At 64.8% G+C, this 12,184-nt stretch carries 12 protein-coding genes; 2 read left to right on the top strand and 10 right to left on the bottom strand.

Annotated features, from left to right (window positions below):
- Positions 1-179: 179 nt before the first annotated feature.
- On the top strand, positions 180-1,982 hold the full coding sequence (locus AB4Z43_RS27110; RefSeq protein ID WP_441939701.1) for an ABC transporter transmembrane domain-containing protein: 1,803 nt from the start codon (positions 180-182) through the stop codon (positions 1,980-1,982).
- 36 nt (positions 1,983-2,018) lie between these two features.
- Here AB4Z43_RS27110 and AB4Z43_RS27105 read toward each other — a convergent pair whose 3' ends face one another.
- The gene (locus AB4Z43_RS27105) at positions 2,019-3,506 is read right to left on the bottom strand and encodes a carboxypeptidase M32 (protein WP_441939699.1); all 1,488 of its coding nucleotides are present in this window, start codon (positions 3,504-3,506) and stop codon (positions 2,019-2,021) included.
- A 266-nt stretch (positions 3,507-3,772) separates the two neighbouring features.
- Between AB4Z43_RS27105 and AB4Z43_RS27100 the strand changes: the two genes are divergently transcribed.
- Positions 3,773-4,126 (top strand): DUF1304 domain-containing protein, encoded by a 354-nt coding sequence (locus AB4Z43_RS27100; protein WP_038650288.1) that lies wholly within the window; start codon positions 3,773-3,775, stop codon positions 4,124-4,126.
- Positions 4,127-4,218: 92 nt separating this feature from the next.
- On the opposite strand, the gene AB4Z43_RS27095 is transcribed toward AB4Z43_RS27100, so the two are convergent.
- The 9 genes from AB4Z43_RS27095 to AB4Z43_RS27055 form a co-directional block, all read right to left on the bottom strand.
- Positions 4,219-4,647 (bottom strand): hypothetical protein, encoded by a 429-nt coding sequence (locus tag AB4Z43_RS27095; RefSeq protein WP_019861764.1) that lies wholly within the window; start codon positions 4,645-4,647, stop codon positions 4,219-4,221.
- Between the two features lie 247 nt (positions 4,648-4,894).
- Positions 4,895-5,926 (bottom strand): peptidoglycan -binding protein, encoded by a 1,032-nt coding sequence (locus AB4Z43_RS27090; RefSeq protein ID WP_019861763.1) that lies wholly within the window; start codon positions 5,924-5,926, stop codon positions 4,895-4,897.
- A 1-nt stretch (position 5,927) separates the two neighbouring features.
- Positions 5,928-6,953: a MotA/TolQ/ExbB proton channel family protein gene (locus tag AB4Z43_RS27085; RefSeq protein ID WP_027047497.1), complete on the bottom strand. Its 1,026-nt coding sequence runs from the start codon at positions 6,951-6,953 to the stop codon at positions 5,928-5,930.
- Between the two features lie 104 nt (positions 6,954-7,057).
- A complete protein-coding gene (trhA, locus tag AB4Z43_RS27080; RefSeq protein WP_441939696.1) occupies positions 7,058-7,744 on the bottom strand; it encodes a PAQR family membrane homeostasis protein TrhA in 687 nt (228 codons plus the stop codon).
- Between the two features lie 101 nt (positions 7,745-7,845).
- Positions 7,846-8,646 carry an inositol monophosphatase family protein gene (locus tag AB4Z43_RS27075; protein WP_019861759.1) on the bottom strand — a complete coding sequence of 267 codons (801 nt, stop codon included), beginning with the start codon at positions 8,644-8,646 and terminating at the stop codon, positions 7,846-7,848.
- Positions 8,647-8,670: 24 nt separating this feature from the next.
- Positions 8,671-9,237 (bottom strand): elongation factor P, encoded by a 567-nt coding sequence (gene efp / locus AB4Z43_RS27070; RefSeq protein WP_019861758.1) that lies wholly within the window; start codon positions 9,235-9,237, stop codon positions 8,671-8,673.
- A 130-nt stretch (positions 9,238-9,367) separates the two neighbouring features.
- The gene (locus tag AB4Z43_RS27065) at positions 9,368-10,363 is read right to left on the bottom strand and encodes a tetratricopeptide repeat protein (RefSeq protein ID WP_083246450.1); all 996 of its coding nucleotides are present in this window, start codon (positions 10,361-10,363) and stop codon (positions 9,368-9,370) included.
- Between the two features lie 46 nt (positions 10,364-10,409).
- Positions 10,410-11,057 (bottom strand): thiamine phosphate synthase, encoded by a 648-nt coding sequence (locus AB4Z43_RS27060; protein WP_441939693.1) that lies wholly within the window; start codon positions 11,055-11,057, stop codon positions 10,410-10,412.
- A 133-nt stretch (positions 11,058-11,190) separates the two neighbouring features.
- Positions 11,191-12,096, bottom strand: a complete 906-nt coding sequence (locus AB4Z43_RS27055; RefSeq protein ID WP_441939692.1) for a DMT family transporter — start codon at positions 12,094-12,096, stop codon at positions 11,191-11,193.
- Between the last annotated feature and the right edge of the window lie 88 nt (positions 12,097-12,184).

Raw genomic sequence — 12,184 nt, 5'->3', positions numbered from 1 at the left:
CGGCTGACGGGCATGAGCCTGCGTCGATGCGCCTCTTTTTAAAACTCGAAGCCGTAGCTATTGAGTAGCCACGGCTTCTAAAACGGTCGGCGAGCCTATACATCAGCCGAAATTGAATCACAAGGCCGCGTCAACCGCATATTGATGGCGCGCACGAAAAGGGCCAGAGGAAAACGGTCATGGCGGACATCAGTGGCGATGCGGACGAGCGTCGGCGCTCGCTCAAGCCGCTCAGGCGCCTGTTCCCCTATCTTGGCCGCTACCGGAAACTGGTCATCGGCGCGGTGATCTCGCTGACGGTCGCGGCGGCGACGACGCTGGCCTTGCCGCTGGCGGTGCGGCGCATGATCGACCACGGCTTTTCGGCATCGGATTCCAGCTTCATCGCCGAATATTTCGGCATGCTGGTGGTGATGGCCGCGGTGCTGGCGGCGGCGTCGGCCTGCCGCTACTATTTCGTCATCACGCTCGGCGAACGTGTTGTTGCCGACATCCGCAACGACGTGTTCAGCCATGTGACGACCCTGTCGCCATCCTTCTTCGATACGTCGCAGTCGGGAGAGATCGTATCGCGGCTCGCGGCCGATACGACGCAGGTCAAATCGGCGGTCGGCGCCACCGCCTCGGTCGCGTTGCGCAACGTCATCCTCGGCCTCGGAGCCGTGGCGATGATGGTCTTCACCAGCCCGAAGCTGTCCGGCCTGGTCATTGCCGCCATCCCCGTCATCGTCTTGCCGCTGGTCGCCTTTGGGCGCTCGGTGCGTCGCAAATCGCGGCTGGCGCAAGACACGTTGGCCAATGCGACGGCCTATGCCAGCGAGCAGATCGGCGCGGTGCGTACACTGCAGGCCTTCACCAATGAAAGACTGGTCACCGGTCGCTTTTCGTCCGCCGTGGAGGCTGCCTTCGAGGCGGCGCGCGCCTCGATCTTTGCACGCTCGTTCCTCACTTTCTTCGCCATCTTCATGATCTTTTCCTCTGTCGTGGCGGTGCTGTGGTTCGGTTCGCGCGACGTGCTCGAAGGCACGCTGTCGCCGGGCACGCTTGGCCAGTTCCTGCTCTATTCGGTGTTCGCCGCCGGCGCGCTCGGCGCGCTGTCGGAAGTCTGGGGCGAACTTTCCCAGGCGGCGGGTGCGGCCGAGCGGCTGACCGAGATCCTGGCCGAAAAGCCGGCGATCCAGGCGCCGTCCGATCCGAAGCCGCTGCCGGCGGTCGCCAAGGGCGCGATCGTCTTCGACAACGTCTCCTTCTCCTATCCGGCGCGACCCGACCGTGCCGCCGTCCACGGCCTGAGTTTCCAGGTCATGCCCGGCGAGACGGTGGCCATTGTCGGCCCCTCGGGGGCGGGCAAGAGCACGGTCTTTTCGTTGATCCTGCGCTTCTACGATCCAGAAACCGGCAAGATCCTGATCGATGGCGTCGACGTGCGCGAAGCCGATCCGGTGTCGGTGCGCGAGCGCATCGCCATCGTGCCGCAGGACGTCACCGTCTTCGCGGCGAGCGCGCGCGACAATATCGGCTTCGGCCGGCCGGGCGCGGGCAATGCCGAAATCGAGGCGGCGGCGAAAGACGCGCTAGCCGACGAATTCATCCTCAAGCTCGAGAATGGCTATGACAGCCAGGTCGGCGAGCGCGGCGTCACGCTGTCCGGCGGCCAGCGCCAGCGCGTGGCGATCGCCCGCGCAATCCTGCGCGACGCGCCGATCCTGCTGCTCGACGAGGCCACCTCGGCGCTGGATGCCGAAAGCGAGACGCTGGTGCAGACAGCGCTGGAACGGCTGATGCAAGGCCGCACCACCATCGTCATCGCCCACCGGCTGGCGACGGTGCTGAAGGCCGACAGGATCCTGGTCATGGATGGCGGCCGCATCGTCGAGGAAGGCACGCACCAGAGCCTGGTCGCCAGGGGCGGCATCTATGCCAGGCTGGCCAAGCTGCAGTTCGAGACCGGCGCCAGCGCCTTCAGGGGCGCGGCGGAGTAGACAGGCGCTTCTGTCCTGTCGGTTCCTTCGATCGCTTTACGCGGTTCCATACCGTTTGCGCAGGTGATCGACGAAATACACGGCGTTGAGCTTTTCGCCGGTGGCGCGTTCGAGCAGGTCCGGCGTCGACCAGCGCGAGCCCTGCGACCATATCTTCTTGCGGCGCCAGTCATTGATGGCGGTGAAATTGCCTTTCGCGAGATCGTCATCGGCTGAGGGATGTTCGCGCGTCAGCGCGGCCCATTGCTGCGCCGCCATCATCGCGCCCAGCGTGTAGGACGGGAAGTAGCCGAAGGCGGCACCCGGCCAGTGCACGTCCTGCATCGGCCCGTCGGCCGGGTTGTCCAACGTGGAGAGGCCGAGATAGTCGCGCATCTTGGCGTCCCAGGCTTCGGGCAAATCGGCAACCTCGAGCCTGCCCGAGACCAGTTCCTGCTCCAGTTCGTAGCGCAGGATAACGTGCAGGGGATAGGTCACCTCGTCGGCGTCGACGCGGATCAGCCCGCGCTCGACGCGATGCACATGCGGCAGGAGATCGTCGAGCGACCAGGCCTCGCCGAGATGTTTGTCCACCACCGGCAGCGCCCAGCGCCAGAAGGCGGGGTTGCGGCCGATCTGCTTTTCGACGAACAGGCTCTGGCTCTCATGCACGGCCATGCCGCGCGCCTTACCGAGCGGCCAGTGCGACCACGCCTTCGGCAGGTTCTGTTCATAGAGCGCATGGCCGGTCTCGTGCAGCACGCCCATCAGTGCCGACAGGAAATCCGACGTCTTGTAACGGGTGGTGATGCGCACGTCGCTGGGCACGCCGCCGCAGAAGGGATGGTGCGACACCGACAGCGAGCCGTGCGTCAGGTCGAAGCCGACGGCTGCCATCATGGCAAGGCCAAGTTCGCGCTGCTTGTCGATCGCGTAGGTGCCTGAGAGCGGCTTCAGCGGATGCTTGCGCAGCCGCGCTTCCTGGATCGCCAGAGCCTCCGGGACGAAGCCTTTGAGGAAGGCTTTCAAATCGGCGAAGACGGGCGTGATGTCTGATGTACGGTTGCCGGGGTCGAATTGCTCCATCAGCGCATCGTAAGGGGCGAGGCCGAGCACGTCGGAGCGCAGGGCCGCCTCTTCGCGCACCAGCGCCACCACGCCTTCGAGCGCCGGCTGGAAGCCCGCCCAGTCGTTCTTGGCGCGCAGGTCGCGCCACAGCTGCTCGCAGCGCATGCGCGCCGTCGTCTGGCGTTCGACGAATTCGACCGGCAGGCAGGTCAGGTTGGTGTATTGCCGCCGCAGTTCGCCGAGCGCCGCACGCTGCTCGTCGTCGAGCGCCTCGCCTTCGGCGGCGGCGATCCAGTCGGCGATTTCCGGAGCGGTCGCCCTGGTGTGGTACATGCCGGCCAGTGCCGCCATCGCCTCGGCGCGCTTCTCGCCGCCACCGACGGCCATATGCGTGGCTTCGTCGGCGCCGAGGATGGCCAGCGCATGCTCAAGCGCTTCGAGCTTGTGGCCCAGGTCGTCGAGTTTCTGAAAGGACATGGCGGCTTCCGTGATTGAGGACGGCGCGAAAAGACACCAACGCAAAAGCGTTGGCAACCCTAAGAGCGGTTCACCGTTCCATGGAAACTGCAAACCGCTCTAACTCTTTGTTTTGATGCAATTCCCAAGGGAAAGCGCTGCGCGCTTTTCCCGGGAAAACCGCCTCACACTTCTCCTGGAATTGCCCAGATGCCGTCCGGCGGATGCACCTTGCGGAAGCGATGCCAGACATGAAATGCTGCCGGCAACGCGTTAAGGGGGAGCAGATGATCGGCAACATCCTGGTCGGGCTGGTGGCCTTGATCCATGTCTACATCGTCTATCTCGAGATGGTGCTTTGGGACACGCCTCGCGGGCACAAGACATTTCGCCTGACGCCCGAATTCGCTAACGCATCGAAGGTGCTCGCGGCCAATCAGGGCCTCTATAACGGATTTCTCGCGGCCGGCCTGATTTGGGGGCTGTACCTCGGCGCCGCCGGTTTTCAGGTCAAGGTCTTCTTCCTGTTGTGCGTCGCCATTGCCGGCCTCTACGGCGCGGCAACGGTCGGCCGCAAGATCCTGTTCATCCAGACCGTGCCGGCGGTGGTCGCCCTGATCGCGATCTGGCTTGGTTGGTAGGCAAGCCGGATGGTGAGGAAAAAGGACGCCCGCGGGATTGGGGTCCCGAAGGCGCCAGATGGTCCCTTCCTCTTGGACCTTGCCGGATGGCTTCAGCCGTTCGGATAGGTTCCGCCGTCGGCGCCATCACCCATCAGGAAACCGCTGCCGGTGTCGACCCGCAGCTGCTGGTCGACATTGTCGAGACGGCGCAGCAGGTCATGATACTGCGCGGCCGGAATCCTGCCGTGATCCGACGCGGCTATCTTCTCGGCCGCCTGGCTGATGCGGGCGGTACGCATCTCCAGGCGCTCCGCCACCGCCGGAGTGATGTTGTTGGCCTGCCTGGCGTCGACGATGCCGTGGCGGACACCCTGGACCTGTTCGATGAGAGCCTCGACGCGCGGGCCGGTCATGTCTGTCGGGTCCGTCGCGTCGAGAGCGCCCTTGTGATGGCCCGCGGCATAGGCGCCGGCGAGCGGAATGGCGATAAAGAATGCGGTCAATGCTGCAGTTCTGAGCGTAGGGTTAAAAGAGCGCATCGTCGCGTCTCCTCCAGAAGAGGAAGGCAGCGGTTCTTTCGTCTACCTTCCAGCCGCGGGCCGTCGGGTTCCGTCGCGTCGCGATGGGAGGCATCGCCGGCGGTTCTCGGCCCTGGGCGGCAAGCTAGGAGCGCTCCGGCGCCAAGTGTAGTTAAAAAAAGATAATCTTTTCAGGCCTTGCCGGCTCCCGTCTGCGCCCTAGAGTTGAGCCGGCGAACAAATTCGCGTGAGTTCGCGTGATGAGAAATCAACGTTCGGTGAGCTTCAGTTCAATGCGGCGGTTCTTGTTGCGCGCCTCGTCGGTGTCGGCGGGGTCGAGCGGCTGGAACTCACCAAAGCCGGCGGCGACCAGGCGGTTGGCCGGCACGCCGTTCTCGATCAGGAACTTGACCACCGAGGTCGACCGCGCCGTCGACAATTCCCAATTGTCGCGGTAGCGGCCGGTGCCGGAGAGCGGCTTGTTGTCGGTATGGCCGTCGACGCGCAGCACCCAGTTGATCTCGGGCGGGATTTCCTTCTGCAACTCGATGATGGCGTCGGCGAGCTTCTTCATCTCGACCTTGCCGGCATCGTTGATCACCTCGGAGCCGGTCGGAAACAACACTTCCGACTGGAACACGAAGCGGTCGCCGACGATGCGGATGTTTTCGCGATCGGCGAGGATCTCGCGCAGGCGTCCGAAGAAGTCGGAGCGGTAGCGGTTCAATTCCTGCACGCGCTGCGCCAGGGCGACGTTCAGCCGGCGGCCGAGATCGGCGATCTTGGTGTTGGAATCGCGGTCGCGGGCTTCGGACACATTGAGGGCGTCTTCAAGCGCGCCGATCTGCTTGCGCAGCGCGGCGATCTGCTGGTTGAGGATCTCGACCTGGCTCAGCGCCTGCTGGCTGATCTGGCGCTGGCTGTCGAGTTCGCCCGAAAGCGCCGCGGCGCGCTGGTTGGCCTGGTCGCCGGCGCCCGCGCCTTGCGCCAGCAACTGTTCGAGCCGGCTCTTCTCCGCCTCGGCCGCCGACAGCGACGCCTGCAGATTGGCCAGCGAATCGTCCTTGTCCTGCGCGGTCGAGCGCTCCAGCGCCAGCAACTGGGTCAGTTCGTTGATTTGCGAGTTGAGACGGGCGAGCACCGTATCCTTGCCGGAAATCTCGCGGCCGAGCAGGAACTGCGCCAGCACGAAGACGGTGAGCAGGAACATAATGGCCAAAAGCAGCGTCGACAGCGCGTCGACAAAGCCCGGCCAATAGTCGATGCGGCGATCGGTACGCCGGCCCCTGGCAAGCGCCATGTCAGTGCACCCCGGGCTTCTTCAGGGCGTCGGCAATCTTTTCCAATGTGTTGCGCATCGCCTTCTGCTCATCGGACTGGGCCTCGACCCAGTCGCGCATGATCTGCTGCTCGGAGCGCATGTTCTTGACCAGGCCGGAAATGCCGTCGGCGAGATTGGCCATCGCGGTGGCGACGCGCGGATTGGAGCCGCCGCCATTCTCCTGCATGCTGCGCAGCCGCTCCGACAGCAGACGGATTTCGTCGGATGGTTCGCTCTTGGCCGGATCGGAGACGACGATGTCGGAGGAGAGATCGGTGACCGAGGACAGCCAGTTCTCTAGCTCGGTGTAGAAGCGCGTCTGGGCGCGGCCCGCCTGCAGGTCGAGGAAGCCGAGCACGAGCGAGCCGGAGAGGCCGAACAGCGAGGACGAGAAGGCGGTGCCCATGCCGGCCAGCGGCGCCGACAGGCCCTGTTTCAAGGAATCGAGCACCGCCGCGGCGTCACCCGTGCCGGGGTCGAGCGATTCGATGGTCTCGCGGATCGAGCCGATCGTGTTCAACAGGCCCCAGAAGGTGCCGAGCAGGCCGAGGAACACCAGGAGGCCGACCAGGTAGCGCGAGGTGTCGCGGCTTTCGTCGAGGCGCGTGGCGATGGAATCGAGCATGGTGCGCATCGAGGAGGTCGAGAACGCCATGGTCGAGGAGCGGCCGATCATGGCTTTCATCGGCGCCAAAAGCACCGGCTCGGTGGTCTCCGAGCCGGCGCGGAAGGAGTTGAGCCAGCGCACCTCGCGAAACAGCCGCCCGACCTGGGCGAAGGCAAGCAGGATGCCGACCGCGAGCACGCCGATGATCAGGCCGTTGAGCCCGGGATTGGTGACGAAGGCCGTCGAGATCTGGCGGGTCAGGATGGCGGCAATGAAGGCGACGATGGCCAGGAAGATGACCATGGTCAGCAGGAACACCTGCGGACTCGACAGTTTATGTGGATCGTAGATCAGGACGTCGGAGCGCCTGCCCATGCCGAAGGATCTGAGAAAAGCCATCCGTGCCCCGTTTTCGCTGCCGCTGCCGCCGATCACGTCGTTCGCGACTCTAAACGGAATTGTGACCAAATTGAATGGCGCTTGGCAATATTGCCGCAGGCGGATCAGAAACGGTTTATCACCAGGCAGTCGACCATGGCCGCCAGATGCAGGCCCGCGCCAGTGACGACGAAGCCGTGCCACAGGGCGTTGTGGAAGCGCAGACCCTTCCAGGCGAAGAAGATGACGCCGCAGGAATAGACGACGCCACCGGCGACGATGAGCACGATCGACGTCGTCGGCAGCGTCTCGACGAGCGGCTTGAAAAGGACGATGCCGCTCCAGCCGATGGCGAGATAGAAGACGATCGCCAGCCGGTCGAAACGGCCGGGAAAGCACACCTTGATGGCGATGCCCGTCGCCGCCGCGATCCAGACCAGCACGATCATCCAGCGGGCCAGCGGCGAAGCGTCGAGCTGAGCCAGAAAAGGCGTGTAGGTGGCGGCGATGAGAAGATAGATCGCGGCGTGATCGAAGCGCCGCAGAACCCATTTGGCCGGTGACGTCACCGGCCACAGATTGTAGGCCAGCGACACCGAGAGCACGGTCAGCAGCGAAACGACATAGAAGGCGGCGGCGATGTACTCGCCCGGTCCGACGCGAAACGCCGCCAGCGCCAGCAACGCCGAGCCGGCCGCGATCGCCAGCACGATGCCGACCGCATGGACAATGCCGTCGGCGATCATCTCCGCGCGGGAGTAGTGCCAGCGCCCGACAAAGGGGATTTCGAGTTGCGGCGGGATATTGGTCATAGATCGTCCTGCGTCACCCTATATCTGGGCAACCGCCGGACAGTATTTCAAGCTTAGGTGGCGGTTTTGCGACTGCGGCCGCTCAGCGCGGCGGGAGGGCTTTAGCGGGATGCCAGGGGCTTTTTCACCGTCTTCAGCAGCGCACGCTGGATGACCTCGTTGCCGGCAACGACGGAGCCGTTGTCCAGCATGTCCTGCCCGCCATCCATGTCCGAGACGAAGCCGCCGGCTTCGCGGATCAGGAGCATGCCGGCGGCAATGTCCCAGGCCGACAGGCCGGTTTCCCAGAAACCGTCCATGCGGCCGGCAGCGACATAAGCGAGATCGAGCGCGGCGGAACCGAGACGGCGCACGCCCGAGACCTCGGCCATGACGTTGCGCAATTCCACGAGGAAATTGCCGTGGTGGCCGCGTCCCAGATGCGGCATGCCGCAGCCGATCACCGTGTCGACCAGCTTGATGCGGCCGGCCACGCGCAGCCGGCGGTCGTTCATGAAGGCGCCGCCACCGCGCTCGGTCGTGTAGAGCTCGTCCATGGCCGGATTGTAGATGACGCCGGCGACGATCTGGCCCTGGCGCTCCAGCGCGATCGAGACGGCGAACAGCGGAATGCCGTGCAGGAAATTGGTGGTGCCGTCGAGCGGATCGACGATCCAGCGGTGCTGGCTGTCTTCGCCTTCCACCGCGCCACGCTCTTCCATCAGGAAACCGTAGCCCGGACGCGCCTTCGACAATTCGGCAAAGATGATGTCCTCGGCCTTGCGGTCGGCCTGGCTGACATAGTCGCCGGGTCCCTTCAACGAGACCTGCAGGTTCTGGACCTCGCCGAAGTCGCGCGACAGCGAGCGGCCGGCCTTCATTGCGGCCTGGACCATGACGTTAAGAAGGGCTGAGCGTGCCATCGTATGTCTTCCTGCTGCAGCGCGTCAGTCGGCGCGGCGCACGTAAGTGATTTCGTTGGTGTCGACGATTATGCGTTCCCCGGCGCCGATGAAGGGCGGCACCAGCACGCGGATGCCGTTCTCCAGCACCGCCGGCTTGTAGGAGGATGCCGCCGTCTGGCCCTTCACCACCGGGTCGGCCTCGGTAATGGTGAGGGTGACATAGTCGGGCAGCGAAATGCCGATCGGCCTCTCCTCATAGAGCTGGACCGTCACCATCATGCCGTCCTGCAGGAAGGCGGCGCGGTCGCCGACGAAATCCTTATTCAGTTCGAGCTGTTCGTAGCTCTGGGTGTCCATGAACACCAGCGCGTCGTCCTGTTCATAGAGGAAGGAAAAATCCTTCAGGTCGAGGCGGATCTGTTCGACCGTCTCGGCCGAGCGGAAGCGCTCGTTGAGCTTGGTGCCGTTGATCAGATTCTTCAGTTCGACCTGGTTGTAGGCGCCGCCCTTGCCGGGCTTGACGGTGTTGGTCCTGACCGCCACCCACAGGCCGCCATCATGCTCGATGACGTAGCCGGGACGGATTTCGTTGCCATTGATCTTGGCCATGATGATGGGATCCGGAATGAGATTTTCGCTGGGACACGCGATTTAGGGGCTCCCAAGACCACAAATCGTCCGGAGAGGCAAGGGAGCGGGCAGCAATGGGCCCGGCGCCGGGCGATCGCACCTGCCGCCATCAGGGCAGGCGGTTTGCCTTCTGCAGGGCCTGCTTGGTCTGGTCGTCGCTCAGGCCCTGCAGGAAATCGTCCATGTCGGGATCGATGAGACCGGCGCGGCGGGCGACGACGTACCAGGCGCCGGCGAGCACCAGGTCCGGGTCTGTGCCGATGCCTTGCATGTAGAGTTTTGCCAGCCGGTTCTGCGCCGCGACGTTGCCGCCCTCGGCTGCCTGCTTCGTCCAGCCGAAAGCCGATTTCAGGTCGCGGGCGCCGCCGCGGCCTTCGATCATCCAGGCGGCGAGATCGATCTGCGCGGTGTCGTAGTTCTGCCGCGCGGCCTGCGCCAGGAAGCGTCTTGCCTGCGCGTCGTCGCGCGGCTTGCCGCCGACGCCGTTGGCATAGATCTGGGACATGGCGTATTGCGCGTCGGCGAGGCCGGTCGCGGCGGCGCGCTCATAATAGGAAACCGCCTTGGTCAGGCCCGCGTCGCCGGGATCCTGCTGGACCAGCATCTGCGCGAAATTGAACTGCGCCAGCTGGTTGCCGGCTTCGGCGGCGGCCTGCATCAGGGCGTAGGCCTCTTTCGGATCCTTCTTGACGTAACGGCCGTCGAGCAGCATCAGCGCATACTGGAACTGCGCCTCAGGCACACCCTGTTCGGCGGCAAGCGCATACCATTTCGAGGCTTCCGCCGCATTCAGCGGCACGCCGAGCCCGCGCGACAGGATCTCGGCCACCAGTGTCTGCGCCGCCGGGTCGCCGTTCCGGGCGCGAGTCAGCGCCAGATTATAGGCCGTTTTGTAGAGCCCGCGCTGGAAAGCGCCATAGGCTGCGTCCGCCGGCTTGGCGCCGAAGCGGTCGGGATTGATGCTGTCGACCGAGGGCAGCGGTGCCGGCTCCGCCGTGGTGGCGGGCTGCGGCAGCTGCTTTTCGATCGGCTTGTCGGTGTGCACGCCGGTTTCAGGCTTGGGCTGCGGCTGGGGTACGGTTTCGGCGGCGGCGGCCTGGATCATGACCGCTGCAAGCAAGGCCTGAAGGGGAAACCTTACCGGAGCCACATCAGTCCTCGAAGCGCGGCGCGGTTTGGTCGAGCAATGCGTTGGCACGGGCCACGGCGGTTTTCGGATCGACGCCCTCGGCGAACACCGCGCTCGACAGCGCGACGAACTCGGCGCCGGTGGCGGCCACGTCCTCGACGGAAGCCAGATCGGATCCCGCCATGACGATGCAGGGGATCTGGATCATCTGCGCCCACCACTCGCCCAGCGACAGGTTGCGCGGATGCGGCTCCGGCTTGTTGTCGTAGCCGAAGCGGCCGAAGAAGATGTAGTCGGGCCTGACCTCACCAAGCTCGAGCGCGTCGTCGCGCTTCTTGGCACCGCCGGCGCCGACCATCATCTTCGCCTGGAAATGTTCGATCGTTTCGGCCAGTTCGGCCTTGGATGTCTCGACATGGATGCCGTCGGCCTGGACACGGCCGGCGATGCGGGTATCGCCGGCGATGATCACGGCCACGCCCGCGGCCTGCGCCGTCGGCACGATCTGTTCGGCAAAGGCCTGGAAGGAAGCCTCGTCCATGCCGTTTTCGGGCAGGATCAGCGAGGCGACGTCGCCGCCGTCGAATGCGGAGGCGATGCGGGCGGCCGGCACGCCGGGCGGCGCGATCAGCACGATGCGGCAACGATTCGGGGGTGTGGCGTCGTTCATGGTTCTTCGATCCCGGGTTTCGCCTATGCCGGGCGAAGATGGTTGCATTGCGGCATAGAGCAAACTGCCCGCTTTGAACAGGCGGGCAGTCGGGATCGCGTTTCCTGACCGCGGGGCGGCAGGCGTGCCCGCCCTACTTGGCCGGCTCAGGGCTCGCGGTGACCGGTTTCGATTTCCACAAGGACCAGCCGAGGTTCATGCCGGCGGCAGCCACCAGGATGGCGGCGGCGCCGGCGACCTGGCTGAGATGCAGCCGATGGCCGAAAGCCACGACATCGACCAGGATGGCGACCACCGGATAGATGAAGGACAGTGATCCCTGCAGATGCGTCGGCAGCTTCTGGATCGCGCCGTACATCAATATGTACATCAGGCCGGTGTGGACGATGCCGAGCGTCGCCAGCATCGCCCAGCTCCACGGGTCGGCGGGAAGATGCGAGAGATGGGCGAAGGGCGCCAGCATGACGACGCCGACGCAGACCTGTATCAGCGCGATCAGGTGCGGCGGCGTGCCCTTGAGCTTCTTGGTGACGATGGCCGCGACGGCCCAGAAGAAGGCCGCGGCCAGGGCCATGAGGATGCCGGCAAAATAGTTGGTGCCGACATCGCCGGCATCAGGCGTGGCCTCGACGATGAGCACCATGCCGGCAAAGGCTATTGCCAGCCATGTCAGCTTGGTCAGCGTCAGCCGTTCGGCGAAGAAGAGTGCACCGAAGCCGACCAGCATGAAGGGCTGGGTGTTGTAGACGGCGGTGGCGATCGAGATCGACGCGCGGGAGAAGGCGCTGAACAGGAGCAGCCAGTTGATGACGATGGCCGCGCCGCCAAGCGCGGCGAGGCCGATGACGCGCGGCGGCAGCCTGCCGCGCAACAATCCCAGGCAAGCGCAGATGATCAGCAGCGTCACCGCGCCGAACGCGCAGCGCCAGAACACCACATCCATGATCGGCTGGCCGGACATGACGACGAACCATCCGATCGTCCCGAGGATGGCCATTGCGGCCGACATTTCGACCGTGCCACGTACCGTATCGTTCATGATAACCTCTGAGCCCATTTTGAGGCGGCATAATCTCATGCGGGTTGGGCGCTTTCCATCTGATTGGAAAGGCTGTATGGAGGCCTGA

It is taken from the genome of Mesorhizobium sp. 2RAF45, from assembly GCF_052115225.1.
Taxonomy (GTDB): domain Bacteria; phylum Pseudomonadota; class Alphaproteobacteria; order Rhizobiales; family Rhizobiaceae; genus Mesorhizobium; species Mesorhizobium jarvisii.
This window is presented reverse-complemented; position numbering and strand designations above follow the sequence as displayed.

Excerpts from the sequence above, each read along its gene's own strand:
- AB4Z43_RS27110 (WP_441939701.1), top strand. The coding sequence starts at position 180 with ATGGCGGACATCAGTGGCGATGCGGACGAGCGTCGGCGCTCGCTCAAG.
- AB4Z43_RS27105 (WP_441939699.1), bottom strand. The coding sequence starts at position 3,506 with ATGTCCTTTCAGAAACTCGACGACCTGGGCCACAAGCTCGAAGCGCTT.
- AB4Z43_RS27100 (WP_038650288.1), top strand. The coding sequence starts at position 3,773 with ATGATCGGCAACATCCTGGTCGGGCTGGTGGCCTTGATCCATGTCTAC.
- AB4Z43_RS27095 (WP_019861764.1), bottom strand. The coding sequence starts at position 4,647 with ATGCGCTCTTTTAACCCTACGCTCAGAACTGCAGCATTGACCGCATTC.
- AB4Z43_RS27090 (WP_019861763.1), bottom strand. The coding sequence starts at position 5,926 with ATGGCGCTTGCCAGGGGCCGGCGTACCGATCGCCGCATCGACTATTGG.
- AB4Z43_RS27085 (WP_027047497.1), bottom strand. The coding sequence starts at position 6,953 with ATGGCTTTTCTCAGATCCTTCGGCATGGGCAGGCGCTCCGACGTCCTG.
- trhA (WP_441939696.1), bottom strand. The coding sequence starts at position 7,744 with ATGACCAATATCCCGCCGCAACTCGAAATCCCCTTTGTCGGGCGCTGG.
- AB4Z43_RS27075 (WP_019861759.1), bottom strand. The coding sequence starts at position 8,646 with ATGGCACGCTCAGCCCTTCTTAACGTCATGGTCCAGGCCGCAATGAAG.
- efp (WP_019861758.1), bottom strand. The coding sequence starts at position 9,237 with ATGGCCAAGATCAATGGCAACGAAATCCGTCCCGGCTACGTCATCGAG.
- AB4Z43_RS27065 (WP_083246450.1), bottom strand. The coding sequence starts at position 10,363 with ATGATCCAGGCCGCCGCCGCCGAAACCGTACCCCAGCCGCAGCCCAAG.
- AB4Z43_RS27060 (WP_441939693.1), bottom strand. The coding sequence starts at position 11,057 with ATGAACGACGCCACACCCCCGAATCGTTGCCGCATCGTGCTGATCGCG.
- AB4Z43_RS27055 (WP_441939692.1), bottom strand. The coding sequence starts at position 12,096 with ATGAACGATACGGTACGTGGCACGGTCGAAATGTCGGCCGCAATGGCC.